General features: G+C 59.6%; 11 protein-coding genes. 5 read left to right on the plus strand and 6 right to left on the minus strand.

Annotated features, from left to right (window positions below; translation table 11 throughout):
- Positions 1 to 124 precede the first annotated feature (124 nt).
- Positions 125 to 919, plus strand: a complete 795-nt coding sequence (locus JJB09_RS02350; protein ID WP_246748532.1) for an SDR family NAD(P)-dependent oxidoreductase — start codon at positions 125 to 127, stop codon at positions 917 to 919.
- 103 nt (positions 920 to 1,022) lie between these two features.
- Here the strand turns inward: JJB09_RS02350 and JJB09_RS02355 are convergent, their stop codons facing one another.
- Both JJB09_RS02355 and JJB09_RS02360 read right to left on the minus strand, forming a co-directional pair.
- A complete protein-coding gene (locus JJB09_RS02355; RefSeq protein ID WP_210341633.1) occupies positions 1,023 to 2,096 on the minus strand; it encodes a hypothetical protein in 1,074 nt (357 codons plus the stop codon).
- Positions 2,097 to 2,218: 122 nt separating this feature from the next.
- Positions 2,219 to 2,974: a DeoR/GlpR family DNA-binding transcription regulator gene (locus tag JJB09_RS02360; protein ID WP_201652460.1), complete on the minus strand. Its 756-nt coding sequence runs from the start codon at positions 2,972 to 2,974 to the stop codon at positions 2,219 to 2,221.
- Positions 2,975 to 3,111: 137 nt separating this feature from the next.
- Between JJB09_RS02360 and JJB09_RS02365 the strand changes: the two genes are divergently transcribed.
- Positions 3,112 to 3,471 (plus strand): DUF4406 domain-containing protein, encoded by a 360-nt coding sequence (locus JJB09_RS02365; protein WP_201652462.1) that lies wholly within the window; start codon positions 3,112 to 3,114, stop codon positions 3,469 to 3,471.
- A 127-nt stretch (positions 3,472 to 3,598) separates the two neighbouring features.
- On the opposite strand, the gene JJB09_RS02370 is transcribed toward JJB09_RS02365, so the two are convergent.
- Entirely contained in the window at positions 3,599 to 4,255 is a 657-nt protein-coding gene (locus JJB09_RS02370) for a glutathione S-transferase family protein (protein ID WP_201652465.1), read from the minus strand.
- 246 nt (positions 4,256 to 4,501) lie between these two features.
- The gene (locus tag JJB09_RS02375) at positions 4,502 to 5,218 is read right to left on the minus strand and encodes a carbonic anhydrase (RefSeq protein ID WP_201652468.1); all 717 of its coding nucleotides are present in this window, start codon (positions 5,216 to 5,218) and stop codon (positions 4,502 to 4,504) included.
- Positions 5,219 to 5,478: 260 nt separating this feature from the next.
- Here JJB09_RS02375 and JJB09_RS02380 point away from each other — a divergent pair, with 260 nt between their 5' ends.
- The 3 genes from JJB09_RS02380 to JJB09_RS02390 all read left to right on the plus strand — a co-directional run bounded on the left by JJB09_RS02380 (position 5,479) and on the right by JJB09_RS02390 (position 9,130).
- The gene (locus JJB09_RS02380) at positions 5,479 to 6,612 is read left to right on the plus strand and encodes a site-specific DNA-methyltransferase (RefSeq protein ID WP_246748533.1); all 1,134 of its coding nucleotides are present in this window, start codon (positions 5,479 to 5,481) and stop codon (positions 6,610 to 6,612) included.
- A 383-nt stretch (positions 6,613 to 6,995) separates the two neighbouring features.
- Positions 6,996 to 8,267 carry a M10 family metallopeptidase gene (locus JJB09_RS02385; protein ID WP_201652471.1) on the plus strand — a complete coding sequence of 424 codons (1,272 nt, stop codon included), beginning with the start codon at positions 6,996 to 6,998 and terminating at the stop codon, positions 8,265 to 8,267.
- 290 nt (positions 8,268 to 8,557) lie between these two features.
- The gene (locus JJB09_RS02390) at positions 8,558 to 9,130 is read left to right on the plus strand and encodes an NADPH-dependent FMN reductase (RefSeq protein WP_201652474.1); all 573 of its coding nucleotides are present in this window, start codon (positions 8,558 to 8,560) and stop codon (positions 9,128 to 9,130) included.
- Positions 9,131 to 9,285: 155 nt separating this feature from the next.
- Here JJB09_RS02390 and JJB09_RS02395 read toward each other — a convergent pair whose 3' ends face one another.
- Both JJB09_RS02395 and JJB09_RS02400 read right to left on the minus strand, forming a co-directional pair.
- Positions 9,286 to 11,901: an Ig-like domain-containing protein gene (locus JJB09_RS02395; protein WP_201652477.1), complete on the minus strand. Its 2,616-nt coding sequence runs from the start codon at positions 11,899 to 11,901 to the stop codon at positions 9,286 to 9,288.
- 108 nt (positions 11,902 to 12,009) lie between these two features.
- Positions 12,010 to 15,468 (minus strand): chromosome segregation SMC family protein, encoded by a 3,459-nt coding sequence (locus JJB09_RS02400; protein WP_201652480.1) that lies wholly within the window; start codon positions 15,466 to 15,468, stop codon positions 12,010 to 12,012.
- Between the last annotated feature and the right edge of the window lie 66 nt (positions 15,469 to 15,534).

Below are 15,534 nucleotides of genomic sequence, written 5' to 3' on the forward strand. Positions count from 1 at the left end.
GCCGCGGAGTTGTTCCTGCGGTGAATTTTTCCGCCAGTTCCACCATAGTGACACTGCCTTGTCTCGACAGAGTTCTGCTTCCCGAATATATATGCACTTTCAGATAATTCAGGAGGAGGTTATCTTGGTTCCAGGCAGCAGTGGTAGACCCGTCGTTTTGGTCACGGGCGGAGGAAGCGGCATTGGTGCCGCCACGGCATTGCGACTGGCGGGGGAGTATGACGTCGCCATTTGCGGCCGACGCGGCGATGCGCTGAATGCGGTCGCAGAGCGCGCTGAAGGCATCCATCCTTTTGTCGCCGACATCGGTAACCCTGCCGCCGCCAGCAAGTTGATTGACGAGGTCGTGGCGCGGTTCGGCCGGCTGGACGGACTGGTGCTGAATGCCGGTATCGTCATCACCAAGCCCTTTGCCGAAACCTCGCTCGATAACTGGAACCAGCAGATTGCAGTCAATCTCACCGGCCCCTTCGTGCTGGCGCAGACGGCGCTTCCCCATTTGCTTGCGCGCAAGGGCGCCATCGTCTCGGTCAGTTCGGTCGGCGCGGTTCAGACCGGTCCGGGACTTGCTGCCTATTCCGCTTCGAAAGCCGGCCTCACGCTGATGACCCAGGCGATCGCCTATGAGCATGCCCGCAACGGGCTGCGCGCCAACATAGTCGCACCGGGATGGATTCGCACCGAAATGGGCGACGAGGAAATGGCGACGATGAACATCGCCGAAGACCTGGAAGGTGCCTATGCCAAGGTCAGCGAGGATGTTCCCCAGCGTCGGGCCGGAACAGCGGATGAAGCTGCCGAAGCTATCGCCTGGCTGCTGTCGCCTGCAGCATCTTTCGTCAATGGTGCCGTGCTGGCGGTGGACGGTGGCTCGCTGATCGCCAATGTGGGCATGACCTTCTTCGACAAGATCGCCTAGCCGAGAGCACCGCCGGAAACGCCCTCAGTTACCAAATGAGGGGCGTTTCCGTCGGTTATGTTGCCTGGGCAGTCACCGGCTCGCCAAAAGCGGACCGCCGGCGTCAACCAGTCTTGGCGTGCTGCGGCCGCAGCCATGCCAGCGATGGCGGCAGGATCTCGTTCATTGCCGCCGCCAGCCTTGCCCGGTTGCGGTGCAGCAGCAAACCGAGGCCGATGATGGCAATGCCGATCGCCGACAGCGCAAAGGAGAACAACATGACGTCCTGGAACACCTCGCTGGCGAGGTAGCCGAGATAGGTTGCGATACCAAGTGCTCCGAATACCGCATAGACGCGGCGATTGAGAAACAAGCTGAGCCCGACCAGCCCGATATTGATCAGGCAATAGAGAAGCTTCTGCAGTTCCGTACCGCCATCCGTCATCGTCATGCCGCCCCAGAAGGCCATGACGCCGAAGATGTGGATCCAGAAGGGGTAGTCTGGGCCGTCCTTCCTGAGGACGTCGACCGCCCAGGCCGCGACGATCATTGCCAACCCGAAAACCAGCGACACCTGCCGGCGGATTTCCCAGTCGCCGTAGCTTTCCGCGCCGCGCGTGAACCACATGGCAAGATCCATCGACATGAACCAAAGCGCGACGCCGCCAACCAGCAGGATAAAGGGGAAGGGGTAGCGCCAGATCGCGATCAGGGCCGCAACGATTGTGCCGATCTCCATGTAGAGCCAGCTGCCGTTCACATAGGGATAGAAGTTCTTGTACTCTCCGGGATTGCCGAGCGCATATTTCCACAGGTCGAGCGCATCCTGAATGCCGTAGATGATCAATGGCACCATCGATACCGCAACTGCGATCAGCAGCCCGGCGGGCACGCGCAGGCTCTTGTCGCGCCAGAGGTAGTGACCGGTTGCCAGAAAGACCACGGCATAGATCGTGCCGCAGGCGGCAAGCGCCCAGCCACCCATGCGATTGAATGCCTCATTGGTGAAAAGACCCATCGCGCCGATGATGATCAGCGCGCCGGCATACCAGAGCACGTGGGTCAGATCGAAGCGCGGCGTGCTGGCGACGACATCGGCGCGCTTTCTGCTGGTCAGGAAATCGGAGATTTCCTTGAGCTTGGCATCGTCGATGATGCCAGCATCACGAATGGAGCGAAGATCGGCGTCGGTCAGCATGATTTTTCCCGTGAGGCATGTGCTTCTGTGTAACGCGCAGCAGGATCATCTTATTCGACATTTGCATCGCAAGCCATTGGCTGGCAAGCGTAAATCTCCAGTTGGAAGGTAGCGGCCAGGGTCTAGACCAAGAGCTGTTCCAGCCCTGCGCTTTCCAACATTTGACGCTGTTCCGCCTCAACTTGCGTAGAGGCTATAACCCCGGTTGCTGCTTCCAGTGGCATGATCGTCACCGGCGAGGCGGCATCGAGTTTCTCTTTGGTCGCCAGAACCCAGGTCGCGGACGATTGAGCCGCAATCTGGCGCTTGATCGCTGCTTCCTCGAAGTCACCGGTGGAAAAGCCGTGGCGCGGATGAATCGCGGTCGCACCGAGAAAGAAAATGTCCGGGCGGATTGCGGAAATGGCTGCTGCCGCGACGGCGCCCACCGCCACCATCGAATGCTTGTAGAGACGGCCGCCGATCAGCACCACCTCGGCCGTCGGATGATGTTCCAGCTCAGTTGCGATGGTCGGGCTGTGGGTGACGATGGTGAAGGCAATTGTCTTTGGCAGCGCGCGGGCAATCTCGGCATTGGTGGTGCCGCCATCGAGAAAGACGATCTGTCCCGGCTGGATCATCGAGGCTGCCTTTGCCCCCAGTCGCCGCTTCTCGTCCGAGGCGACGGCGCGACGCGCGGTAAAATCGGGCAAGTCGGGCTGGATGGGCAGTGCGCCGCCGTGAACGCGGCTCAGCAGCCCCTCGCTCGCCATCTCCCGGAGGTCGCGGCGCACCGTGTCTTCCGAGAGCGATAGTTCCTCGGCAAAGGCTTTGGCCACCAGTCGCCCGTCCCGGCGGATGCGATCCATGATCAGGGCTTTGCGTTCGGTCGTCAGCATTCTCAGATTCCGATCTTGACATTGCACGAAGTTGCGCGAATATTTACATATGTATCGACGAAATTACCCGGGATCAAGTGAAATACGGATTTTTCGTGCTGGTATGTCGTTGATTTTCTGACGAAGGAACATGAAAGATGTTGATTTTGATTGCAGGCCCCTACCGCTCGGGAACCGGTGACGATCCGGCGAAGATGGCGGCAAATCTCAGAGTGCTGGAGGCGCCGTCGCATGCGCTGTTCAGGGCCGGCCATGTGCCGATGATCGGCGAATGGGTGGCGTTGCCGGTGTGGAACGCGGCTGGTGGCAGCGAGGTGGGCGATGAACTCTATGAGGAGATCTTCCATCCGGTCGCCCATCGGCTGCTGGCCATGTGCGAGGGCGTGCTGCGCCTGCCGGGGGCATCCAAGGGTGCTGACAACGACGTGAAGATCGCTACAGAACGCGGCATTCCGGTCTGGTACGATCTGAAGGACGTGCCGGGCGTGGCGGTCTGAGCTTGAGGCGTATTGCCTCAATGCTTGCTTGCGGGCAACGAGGCTGTCAGGTGTTGCTCCTCGCTGGGGTGTCGATGCCAAAGTGACAAAGCTTGTGGCGCAGCGACTGTGCCACAAGCATGATTGATCAGCCTTCCGCCGCGCGGCCGGCCATCATCTCCCGGAACGCGTCGCGGTCATGGCAGCGTTCCACCCATTTCAAGACATGCGGGAAGGCCTTGAACAATTCCTTCTCCGAAAGCGCATAGCGGATGATCTCCACCAGATTGAGATCGGCGACCGTGAAGCGTTCGCCGACCAGATACTGGTGTTCGGCAAGGTGATCGTTGAGCACGCCAAGCGGTTTTTTGAGCAGCCGCGACGCGACCGCGATGGTTTCCTTGCCGCCGGGCGTTGCGTCGAGCGCATTGTCGTAGGTCTGGACGATTTTGATCGAATGCTGCTCGATCTCGTTGACGGCCCAGAACGACCACATCGTGATCATGCCCTCTTCCTGCAAGCTGCCGGCCGCGAGGGGCCCGCGGTGCTTGCTGGCGAGATAGAGGTTGATGGCGATGGATTCGCCCAGCACCAATCCGTCATCGTCGATCGTCGGGATATGGCCATTTGGGTTGAGTTTCAGAAATTCGGGAGAGCGAGTGTTGAGCCGAGCGCCGGGGGCCAGCGGATCATCGAGCGCGTAGCCCTGCACAACCGGTACGCTCTCGAACTCGATGCCAAGCTCGAGCGCCATCCAGTAGGTTCGGGACGCCCGTGATCGGTAAACGCCATAGATTTTCAGCATGTCGTGTCTCCCTATGTTGCGGTGCAGGATCGTGTTTCGAGCCCTGTTCGTCAACCCAAAAACCGTCGGGAATACGGATGCATCATTTTATCTAATTGAAATATAGAGGTTATCGCAGTCGCATCATGTGGGGATATGGGCGCGTTCGCCATTCATGTGCTTTTCTGTCGGCTGCGAAAGGCTCACTTTCGCAGCCGACCGAGGGATGGCGACGGAGGGGGATTCGCCCAACTACGCAAAGCCAGATTACGCAAGAAAATCGACGCGGCCGCTGTCCAGGTCGTAATAGGCAGGCACGACCTTGACCGTTCCCCTTTTCACCATAGCGGCGATGATTGCGCTTTCAGCAACAATCCGCGCCGCACCGCGTATGGCATTGGCGCGCACGGTGTTGTCGACGAAATCGCCAGCCTCGCGGACGTTGGCAAGTGCGACGGGCACGATCGGTTCGATCATCCGGTCGATCGAGCCGCCAAAGGCCGTGCCGTTTTTGGCGACCTCGCAAGCGGCCACGACGGCGCCGCAGTTCTTGTGTCCCATGACCACGACCAGAGGCGCAAGCAGGTGTTCTGCGCCATACTCGATCGTGCCCAGGCCATTTGTCTCAAGCACATTGCCGGCATTGCGGATGACGAACAATTCGCCGAGGTTGACGCCGCCGAACACCAGTTCGGGCGGCACGCGGCTGTCCGAGCAGGAAAGGATCGTCGCCCAGGGCGCCTGTCCCTTGGCGGCTTGCTTTCGCTGGTCGGCGAGATGCGCCGCGCAGGCATTGGCGTCGGCCACAAATTTTTCGTTGCCTGCCTTGAGCTTCGCCAGCGCTTCATCCGGCGACAGCGCGCCTTCCGCCGGCGTTGCTGCGAAAGCGCCGCGGGAAAGTGTCGCCGCCGCGAAGCCGGCGCCGGCAAGTGACAGAAGAAGGCTGCGTCTGTTGATACCTGTTGCCACGCATTCAAGGCACATGTCTTTTCCTCCCGCTAAAATTGCAACAATGAAATATATGCTGAACTGGCCGATATGATAGCCGGTATCGGTAAAGGATTTGAAGGCGACTCTTGTGCCCGGCAAGGGCGCTTTCAGAGGTGCAAGCCACGCACCTGAACTTCGGTCTCATCGACCCTGCAATAAAAAAGCGCCCAAATGACGCCCGCCTTCAGTCTTTGGTAACCAAGATCGGTAACCATAACAGCCAGTAAACGAGTAAGCGTATTGGTGATTTTCACATGGCGGCTGTACTATCCCTGAGAGAAGCCACGACTGGCCTTCACGGCAATTCCTGGCTCAATTCCATTATCAAGGGCGATTGCGTTGCAGCCCTTGAAGCACTTCCCGACAAATCGGTCGATGTCATCTTCGCCGACCCGCCGTACAATCTCCAGCTCGGGGGCGCATTGCATCGCCCGGACCAGAGCCTCGTCGATGCTTGCGACGACGAGTGGGACCAGTTTGCTTCCTTCGAGGCCTACGATGCCTTCACCCGCGCCTGGCTGCTGGCCTGCCGCCGCGTGCTGAAGCCGACCGGCTCGATCTGGGTCATCGGCTCCTACCACAACATTTTCCGTGTCGGCACGACGCTGCAGGATCTCAATTTCTGGATCCTCAATGACGTCATCTGGCGCAAGACCAACCCGATGCCGAATTTCAAGGGCCGCAGGTTCCAGAACGCCCACGAGACAATGATCTGGGCGAGCCGCGACCCGAGCGCCAAAAGCTATACCTTCAATTACGATGCCATGAAGGCGGCCAATGACGACGTGCAGATGCGCTCGGACTGGCTGTTTCCGATCTGCTCCGGCGGCGAACGCCTGAAGGGCGAGGACGGCAAGAAGGTGCACCCGACCCAGAAGCCGGAAGCGCTGCTGGCTCGCATCCTCATGGCGTCGTCGAAGCCCGGTGACATCGTGCTCGACCCGTTCTTCGGCTCCGGCACAACCGGTGCGGTCGCCAAGCGGCTGGGTCGCAATTTCGTCGGCATCGAGCGGGAGCAGGATTACATCGATGCGGCCTCCGCCCGTATCGCTGCCGTCGAGCCACTGTCTTCCGCCGAACTCACGGTCATGACCGGCAAGAAGGCCGAGCCACGCGTGGCGTTCAACACACTGGTCGAGAGCGGCATGATCAAGCCCGGCACGGTGCTGACCGATGCGCGCCGCCGCTATGCGGCGATCGTGCGCGCTGACGGCACTCTGGCTTCGGGCGGAGAAGCAGGTTCCATTCATCGGCTCGGCGCCAAGGTGCAGGGTCTGGATGCATGCAACGGATGGACGTTCTGGCATTTCGAGGAGGGCTCTTCCCTGCGCCCCATCGACGATCTCCGAGCAATCATCCGCAAGGGGATGGAGGGAGCGGGCGGCTGACCTCCGGCCTCTTCCTCCACCCTTCTTCATCACTTCTTCCGGTTTAGGTCCTTCAGTCCCGGAAGAGGAAAACCAGCCCGGGAAGCGTAAGCGTTTCCCGGGCTGTTTGTTTTGCGATGTGGCCAGCTACCTCAAAAGTATTAGAAAAGATGTAGATCAACGTAGTTACTAGCCTATATTGGTATCCATGGAAAATGTATTTCGATTTTAAAATAGTATAAAGTTAGTCCAGCAAGGAATCGCTGTAGCTCTTGTCCGTATTTTCGTTGGCGTATCGCCAGCGACTGGGGGTCTGAGTTATGCTTGTTGGAAACTCTACGTCCCAGAACCATGCCTTTGTCAGGCATTCTCGTATTTCTGAAGTTGCCAACCTGAATACAAGCTTGCTTCCAGCGATTGTGACATCGCGGAGCGCCGGCGCCACTCTGGGCGTTTCCAAGCCACTGGATCAACTCGCCTTCCAGCTGACTGATGGCTACTGGACTTTCGAAGGGACGGGCCCACGCAAATTCGACATCTCTGCGGGCGGCGAAATTACCGTCGATATCTCCAGCCTGACCGCGAAAGGCCAGCAATTGGCTCTTTGGGCACTTGATGCCTGGACAGCCGCGAGTGGTTTGCAGTTCCTGCAGGTTACCGGCGGATCTGCCAACATCACCTTCGACGACGAGGATGTGGGCGCCTACGCTTCGTCCTCGATCAGCGGCGGCATCATAACGTCTTCGCAGATCAACATCTCCCGTCAATGGCTGGCGGACTATGGAGCAGGCATCCATACCTATTCGATGCAGACTTACATTCACGAGATCGGCCATGCGATCGGTCTCGGCCATGCGGGTAACTACAATGGCTCCGCCCAATACGGTGTTGACAATCTCTTCATCAACGACTCCTGGCAGGCCACAGTGATGTCCTACTTCAGCCAGCTGGACAATACCGATGTGCGCGCTGATCTCGCCTATGCTGTGACGCCGATGATGGCCGATATCGTGGCGATAAGGAATCTGTACGGAGCCATGGAAATCCGTCCCGGCGACGACACCTATTCCTTCCGTCACAACTTCGATTTCATGGTCGCGCGGACGATTGTCGATACCGACGGCCATGACACGCTGGATTTTTCATGGAATGGACGCCCGCAGCGGATCGACATGCGCGCGGAATCATACTCGGACATAAACGGCTACATCGGCAACCTCGGCATCTCGTGCGGAACTGTGATCGAAGAAGCGAGAGGCGGGCGCGGCGTTGATACGATCATCGGCAATGCGGCGGACAACGTCATCCATGGCGGCTTGGGAAAGGACATTCTCAGGGGGGCCGGTGGCGCCGATTCCTTTGTCTTTGATACCACCCCGGATGCGGTGAAGAATTTCGACCGCATACGGGATTTTGAAGCCGGCACCGACGTCATCGTGCTTTCCACGGACGTCTATTCGGGGCTGGGTGGAACCGGAACCGGCCAAGTAGCTGCGCGCACATTTCACATCGGTGCCAGCGGCCTAGCGCAGGACCGAGACGACCGGATCATCTACGAGCCCGACACCGGCAGGTTGTTTTATGATGAGGACGGCAGCCAGGGGGGCGCGGCGGTGCTGTTTGCCAGGCTCGATGCTGACCTCAATCTACGCAGCGGCGATTTCCTCATCGTTTAGAGCCCGATATCATCGATCGGTCTCCGCAAGATTTGATTTGCGAGCGGGCGGTTTCCGTGGTCTTTGATATAGACCAAGCGGCATCCGACGTCGCAAGAATACCTCTTGGTCCTGCGTGTTCATTCGAGCTCGAACCCAATGGTGGGCGGCGATCACACGTTTTGGCGAAGCCGTGCAGCCTCTTTGAGGGATGCTTGAGTTCGTCAGCCTGCTACGCCCTCCCGGTGCGAACATGCCAGCCCTGTCCGGCCATCGGCCAGATCGGCCCGACGCAACTCTGAGGATAGATCATGACGACCTACAAAGTTGGCTATCTCATCGGCAGCCTTTCCAGCACCTCGATCAATCGCAAGCTTTCCCAGGCGCTGGTTCGCCTTGCCCCGCACGAACTGGAGATGACCGAGATCTCCTTCCGCAACCTGCCGCTCTACAGCCCGGATTACGATGGCGACTATCCGCAAGTCGCGCGCGACTTCAAGAAAGCCATTACCAGCTCCGATGCGATCCTGTTCGTGACACCGGAATATAACCGCTCCATTCCGGGCGCGCTGAAGAACGCCATCGACTGGGCGAGCCGGCCTTACGGCACCAATGCATTTGCCCGCAAGCCTTCGGCTGTGATCGGCACGTCGCCGGGTGCAATTGGCACCGCCGTTGCCCAGCAAAGCCTGAGAAGCGTTCTCAGCTTCTGCAACGCGCCGCAAATGAACTCGCCCGAGGCCTATATCACCTTCTCGCTCGGGTTGATCACAGATGCCGGCGAGGTAACGGTGGATTCCACCGCCGAGTTCCTCCGCAACTACATGGCTGAGTACCACCAGTTCATCAAACGGGTGCTGACGGTGCTGCCGCGCGAGGAGTGAGGCGGCGGCTTACGCCACCTCGATCAACCGCTCGGCCGCCCGCAGGTCGGCCGAGCGGTTGATCGATCCTGACGAACAGCGGGCGCGACTATTTGTTGGGCCACCGATTTGCATGCTAGCGCGGAACGGCGTGCGTTCAGATACAAAGCATCTGGTCAGAAAATGAAATGGCCGGCGGTCAGGCTGTCCAAGTCGGTGTCCAGCAGCACGATCGCGTCAAGGTTCGGCTTTGCGCGGAAGTTCTGGATGATCACGTTATCGCCGTACTGGTACATGTGGTTGCGATTGAGATCGGCGAAGCTGAGAAACTCGGTCGATCCACTGAAATCGATGACGTCATGCGCTTTTCCTTTGGCGGTGAAATCCTTGATGATATCGACATCGCTGCCATCCCTGAAGACGAACCGATCTCGGCCGGATCCGCCCCAAAGGCGGTCGTTGCCCATGCCGGCGTCGATGGCGTCGTTGCCGCCCAGCGCCTTGATTTCGTCTTTGCCATCGGTACCAAGCAGCCGGTTCGCGGATGCGGTACCGATGAAGGTGTCCGGTGTATCGGCGATGCTGAAGCTGAAAGTGTGCGATGTGATCGACGTGTCGGCGCTGCTTGAGCCGCTATTGTCCCTGACGCGGAATGTGAAAAGTCCGGCATCATTCCCGATTGCGTTTCGATCGGGTACAAACAACAGCTTGCCGATCTCTCCGCGCCTGATTTCATCGCCTGCGTGCACCCTCTCGCCGTCAAGAACTAGCTTACCGTCACCGGGAAGCGTGTCGACGATGATCGACCGCAGACGATCGCCATCTATGTCGTGAAGAGGAAAGTCGCTTGGCGTGAAGCGATATGACGTGTCCTCGGCAAGCGTAACAGTCCGGTTGTTTCCGGATGGCGCATCGGCAATGGATGCAACGTCTATCGTGAATGTTCGCCAGACGGCATCGACATACTCACCCCGATCGGATTCGCCCGTATCCACGACCTTGAATTTGAAGATGACCTCGCCATCGCCGTGAAAGTCATGCTTTGGCTTCCAGACAAGGTTCTTGATCTCACCTGCGTCGATAGGTTCGTCTGCGGTGTAAATCCTGTCGCCGAGCCAAAGTGTGCCATTCTTCGATATGCTGGACAGGGCAACAAGGGCCAGTTGGTCGCCTTCGATGTCGGTAAAGCTGAAATCTGACTTCGAAAAGCGGTAGGCGCTGTCTTCATCGATCGAAACACGCCGGTCTGCACCAACGGGAGCGTCCGACACCGAAAAAACCTGAATCGTAAAGGCGGCTTCGTTCTGGCTGACGTCACCGTTGTCGACTTTCACCTTGAATTTGAATGCCACGTTGGTTCCGTGGAAATTGGCATCGGGAGTCCAGACCAGCTTGTCGGTATCGGACCAGGAGATCTCGTCTCCTTCCTTCACCTCAATCCCTGCAAGCGTCAATTTGCCGTGATCGAGCAAGTCTGTAATGGTGATGCTTTGAAGTTTGTCGCCCTCGCTGTCGTAATAGCCCGCGCTGCTGTTGTATTGGAATATTTCATCGAAGCGGCTGACATACCCGTCCTCGTAGCACCAGCTACCGCTGTCCACCGCCTTTGGAGGCGTGTGTGTGTCCGTCAGGTGAAATGTCTTCGTCTTTGAGCCGGAGGAGACCATCCAGCCCCCGTCGTCCAGCGCGACTATATTGGCTGTCCCGAGCCACGTTTCATTTTCCCAAACGCGAGCAGCCGTCCCCAAAGCCGTACCATCGGCACTGAATATCTGTTGAAAACGCCGTCCTTCGCTCCATGTAACGACCAACTCGCCACCGGCCAGCAGGGTCGCGGTAAGTCCCAAGGACCATGATCCGACAGGGTCGAATTCGCTGATATTGGTGATTTGCCCGATTGGGTTGCCATCGCTGTCGAAGCGCTGGAAATTGAGTTCCGTGACATTGCTGTATCCCTCGTCTTCTCCCCAGACGGTAATCCATCCTCCATCCGCCAGGGGCAACGTCTCGGCGACCAGTTTGTAGGTCTCCGGATCCACGTTTGCAGGCGAGGTGACTCCCAAGAGCGTTCCGCTGGAATCATATAAAAAATTGGAAACTTCGCGCTCTTCGAGAGTAGTGACAACAAAGCTCCCGTTTGCGAGAACAATCACGTCTGCAATCGGGGCATAGGTGGATACGCCGGGATGGAGGCTGACAACGTCCGACGCCGTAGTGCCATCACTGTTGTAGATCTGGAAATAGGCGCCGCTGGGAGAGGATCCGTCTCGGGCGTCATACTCCTGCTGCCATGCCAGGACAAATCTGTGTTCATCAAGTGCTGTGATTGTCTGACCGCGGCTGTATGTCAGCTCGAAAGTGCGCAGGGCATCGACGATTGTGCCTCCAGCAGAAAGGAAGGAGATTTGAACACGGGAGTCGAAATTGTAGCGATTCAACTCCACATAAACGTCGCCGGCAAAACCGAGTGTCTGCGAAGAACCCCAATCTGCATCGAAGTCCACCACCTGGGTCTGCAGCAGAGTTCCTGATGGAGTGAACTCATAATAGGTTTTTATCGTCTCGTCGCTGCTGGTGTCCGAGGCTGGCGCGATATCGCAAATGACGTAGTTGCCGCCGGGGCCTTTTGACGCAGTATAGCTGTGATATGTTTGCCCGACGAATCTCAGGAAAACGATGTCTTCGCCGACCTTGGCACCAGACGCATCGAGTTCCCTTCCGACAATCTTACTTCCGCTTTGATCGTAGCCGATTTCGAAAGTATGGCCATTTTCCAGTATATCAGAGATCAATTTAGGGGCCGAAACAAATTCGTCCGACGCAAGTATGCCCATTATACACCAAGGAAAGCATTGAAAAACATTCTATTGTTATAGTTTTTGCAACAATGCGTTGTCAACTCACGCCACCTCGACCAGACGCTCAGCTGTCTGCAGGTCGACGCTCACCAACTGGCTGACGCCGAGTTCGGCCATGGTGACGCCGTAGAGGCGGTCCATGCGGGCCATGGTGATGGGATTGTGGGTGATGATCAGGAAGCGGGTGGCCGTCGTTGCGGCCATCTCGTCCATCAGGTTGCAATAGCGCTCGACATTGTGGTCGTCGAGCGGCGCATCCACTTCGTCGAGCACGCAGATCGGCGCCGGGTTGGTGAGAAAGACCGCGAAAATCAGCGCCATGGCGGTCAGCGCCTGTTCGCCGCCCGATAGCAGCGTCATCGTCTGCGGTTTCTTGCCCGGCGGGCGCGCGAGGATTTCGAGACCGGCTTCCAGCGGGTCGTCGCTCTCGATCAGTTGAAGCTCGGCCTCGCCGCCATTGAAGAGGTGGGTAAACAACCGCTTGAACTGCATGTTGACGGCATCGAAGGCGGCGGTGAGCCGCTCGCGGCCTTCGCGGTTCAAATTCTGGATCGCTGACCGTAGTTTACGGATCGCCTCGATTATGTCGTCGCGCTCGGTGACCAGCGTGTCGAGCTTTCCGGTAAGCTCGGTCTGTTCCTCTTCCGCCCGCAGGTTGACGGCTCCCAGCCGCTCGCGCTCCATCTTCAGCCGCTCGAGTTCGATTTCGATGGCGCGGATCTCGGGCAGGGGCTCGTCATGTGCGAGGCCGGTGAGCCGGAGAACCTCGTACGGCTCGCAATCCAGCGTTTCGCGGATACGGGCCTCGGCTGCGACCCGCCAGTCACGCGCCGACAGCAGCCGCTCCTCAGAGCGGCCGCGTTTTTCGCGGGCCTCGGCAAGCGCGGAAAGCGCCTGCGAGGCGCCCCGGTCGGCTTCGCGTTCAAGATTTTCCTGGGCCGCCAGCCGGTCGGCGGCTTCCTTGCGGGCGATCTCCGCCTTGCCGATCTCGCTGAGCAGGCTGCGGCGCCTGTCGTCGAACTCTTCGGGGGCTGCCAGAAGATCCTCCAGCTCGATGCGGGCTTCCTCCTCGCGCGTTTCGAGCGTTTCGATCTGGCGGCCGGCGCTTGCCTCGCGCTCCTTCCAAACATGCCGCTCGGTGGCAATCGCGGTGAGCCGCCGCCGCCGAGCATCGTTTTCGCGGGCCTCGGAGTCATGGTTGGCACGTGCTTCGGCAAGGCCAGCCCGGCATTGAGCGACAACGAGCCCATGCTGGCTGAGCGCTTGGTCGAGATGGGAGAGGTCCGGCGCATCGGCCAGTGCGACCCGGGCATCTTCCTCGGCAACCGCCAGTTCCTCGATCTGGCTTTCCAGGCCGGACACCTGCTGAGCGACCGTATCCTTCTGGCGAACAAGTTCGGCGCTGGCGCGCTCGGCCTGCTGCAGGGCGTCGCGCGCCTCGGTCAGCTTGCGGGCCAAGAGCCGCACCATGTCGCGGTTGCTGGCCAGTTTCGCTTCGTCCCGGCGAACGGTTTCGACGGCGTCCTGATGGCGGAGTTCGCAATCCTCGACGAGGATGGAAGCTTCGTCCTTCTCAGCCTCCAGCACTGCCAACCGGTTCTTCTGCTGCAGGCGAAGGGCAGCCGCGCTCGGCGCGCCAGCGTCTGTAACATGCCCGTCCCAGCGCCAGATGTGTCCCTGCCGCGACACGAGCCGCTGCCCCGGCTTGAGCTGCTTGCTCAGCGCTGCGCCATCGGCGGCTTCGACAAGACCGATCTGCCTGAGACGTCGCGAAAGCTCTTCCGGCGCCCGCACGAAGCCGATCAACGGCCGCGCGCCGCCCGGTAGAGCGGGGTCATCAGCCCCATCGCCAGACATCGACCAATGCGAGGCCGCTTCGGCATCTAGCGACGAATCGAGATCGTCACCCAGCACAGCGCCCAGCGCTGTCTCCAGTCCCTCATCGGTCGATATCAGTTCCGAAACCGGTGTATGCTCGGCGTTGCCGCCCGCGGCCAGCATTTTCTGGATCGTGCGGGCTTCCGTATCCAGCATCTGAAGCCTTGCGCGCGCTTCGTCCAGCGGCTTGCGGGCGTCTGTCTCTGCGGTTCGGGCATGCGCCAGCGCGATTTCGGCGGAGGCAAGCGCTGCCTCACCGTCTTCATGGGCAATCTCGGCGCCTTCAAGTTCTTCGCGCCTGACTTCGGGATCGGGCAGGGCCGACAGCCGGGCTTCTATTCCCTCGAGTTCGCGTTTCTGGTTGGCGATCTGGCTGTCGAGCCGCATGCGGCGCTGGGCGAGGTCTGCGAGGAAACGCTCTGTCTGCTGGCGACCCGCGGCTGCTTCGGCCCGTTCGGCGGTCAGCGCCTGCATGCGTGTCTCGGCCTCCGAGACACTCTCGGTGGCAGCGCGAAGCGCCTCCGCAAGTTCGGCCGTCCGTTCGACGGAGCTTTCCAGCGTTTCCCGCAGGTCGAGTTCTTCTTCTTCGAGCCGGGCAAGGATTTCGGTGTTTCCGGCGATCATCTGGCGTTCGCGCTCGATGTCCGCGACGAGTTGGTTGATGCGCCGCTCCAACTCCTGACGCCGGGCTTCGAGTCGCTTGGCGTCGTCTTCAAGCTGCGTGCGGGCGATCGTCAGCCGCTGCAACGTTGCGGCGGCGTGCGCTTCCTGATCGCGCAGTTCCGGTAGCTTGAGGCCCTGGATCGCCTGGTTCTTGGCGGCTTCCATCTGTGCCTGGGCGCGTTCGGCGACCACCATTGTCGCCTGGTTGAGTGCGCTGTCGGCATCTGCTTCCGCAGTCTTGGCTTCCGCCCAGCGGATATGCAGGAGCTTGGCTTCCTCGGCCCGGATGGAGGCAGAGAGTTGCTTGAAGCGGTTGGCCTGCCGCGACTGGCGTTTCAGACTCTCGATCTGGGTGGAGAGCGTCGTGGTTACGTCTTCCAGCCGCTCGAGATTGGTCTCGGCCGCGCGCAGTCTGAGTTCGGCATCATGCCGCCGTGAATGCAGGCCGGAAATGCCGGCTGCTTCTTCAAGCAACTGTCGGCGGGCTTGCGGCTTTGCCTGGATCAGCTCGCCGATACGGCCTTGTCCGACCATCGCCGGCGAGCGCGCGCCGGTGGAGGCGTCGGCAAACAGCAACTGCACATCGCGAGCGCGGGCTTCCTTGCCATTGATCCGATAGACCGATCCCTGTTCGCGCTCGATGCGCCGCGTCACCTGCAATTCGTCGGCATCGTTGAAGGCGGCGGGGGCTGTGCGGTCTGAGTTGTCGATGAACAAGCCGACTTCAGCGGTGTTGCGTGCCGGTCGCTGGCCGGACCCGGAAAAGATCACGTCGTCCATGCCGGAGGCACGCATGTTCTTGTAGGAGTTCTCGCCCATCACCCAGCGTAGCGATTCCACCAGATTGGATTTGCCGCAGCCATTCGGGCCGACCACGCCGGTCAGGCCCGGCTCGATCAGGAACTCGGACGGTTCCACAAAAGACTTGAAGCCGGTGACGCGGAGCTTGGTGAATTTCATGCAGCGTGCCTCTGGGGGCAAACGAAAACAGGCGGCAGCACGAAGCCACCGCCCGTTCGAAGAAGA

The organism is Phytoamicus setariae, from assembly GCF_016722925.1.
In the GTDB taxonomy this organism is placed as follows: domain Bacteria; phylum Pseudomonadota; class Alphaproteobacteria; order Rhizobiales; family Rhizobiaceae; genus Rhizobium_E; species Rhizobium_E setariae.

Excerpts from the sequence above, each read along its gene's own strand:
- JJB09_RS02355 (WP_210341633.1), bottom strand. The coding sequence starts at position 2,096 with ATGCTGACCGACGCCGATCTTCGCTCCATTCGTGATGCTGGCATCATC.
- JJB09_RS02360 (WP_201652460.1), bottom strand. The coding sequence starts at position 2,974 with ATGCTGACGACCGAACGCAAAGCCCTGATCATGGATCGCATCCGCCGG.
- JJB09_RS02365 (WP_201652462.1), top strand. The coding sequence starts at position 3,112 with ATGTTGATTTTGATTGCAGGCCCCTACCGCTCGGGAACCGGTGACGAT.
- JJB09_RS02370 (WP_201652465.1), bottom strand. The coding sequence starts at position 4,255 with ATGCTGAAAATCTATGGCGTTTACCGATCACGGGCGTCCCGAACCTAC.
- JJB09_RS02375 (WP_201652468.1), bottom strand. The coding sequence starts at position 5,218 with ATGTGCCTTGAATGCGTGGCAACAGGTATCAACAGACGCAGCCTTCTT.
- JJB09_RS02380 (WP_246748533.1), top strand. The coding sequence starts at position 5,479 with ATGGCGGCTGTACTATCCCTGAGAGAAGCCACGACTGGCCTTCACGGC.
- JJB09_RS02390 (WP_201652474.1), top strand. The coding sequence starts at position 8,558 with ATGACGACCTACAAAGTTGGCTATCTCATCGGCAGCCTTTCCAGCACC.
- JJB09_RS02400 (WP_201652480.1), bottom strand. The coding sequence starts at position 15,468 with ATGAAATTCACCAAGCTCCGCGTCACCGGCTTCAAGTCTTTTGTGGAA.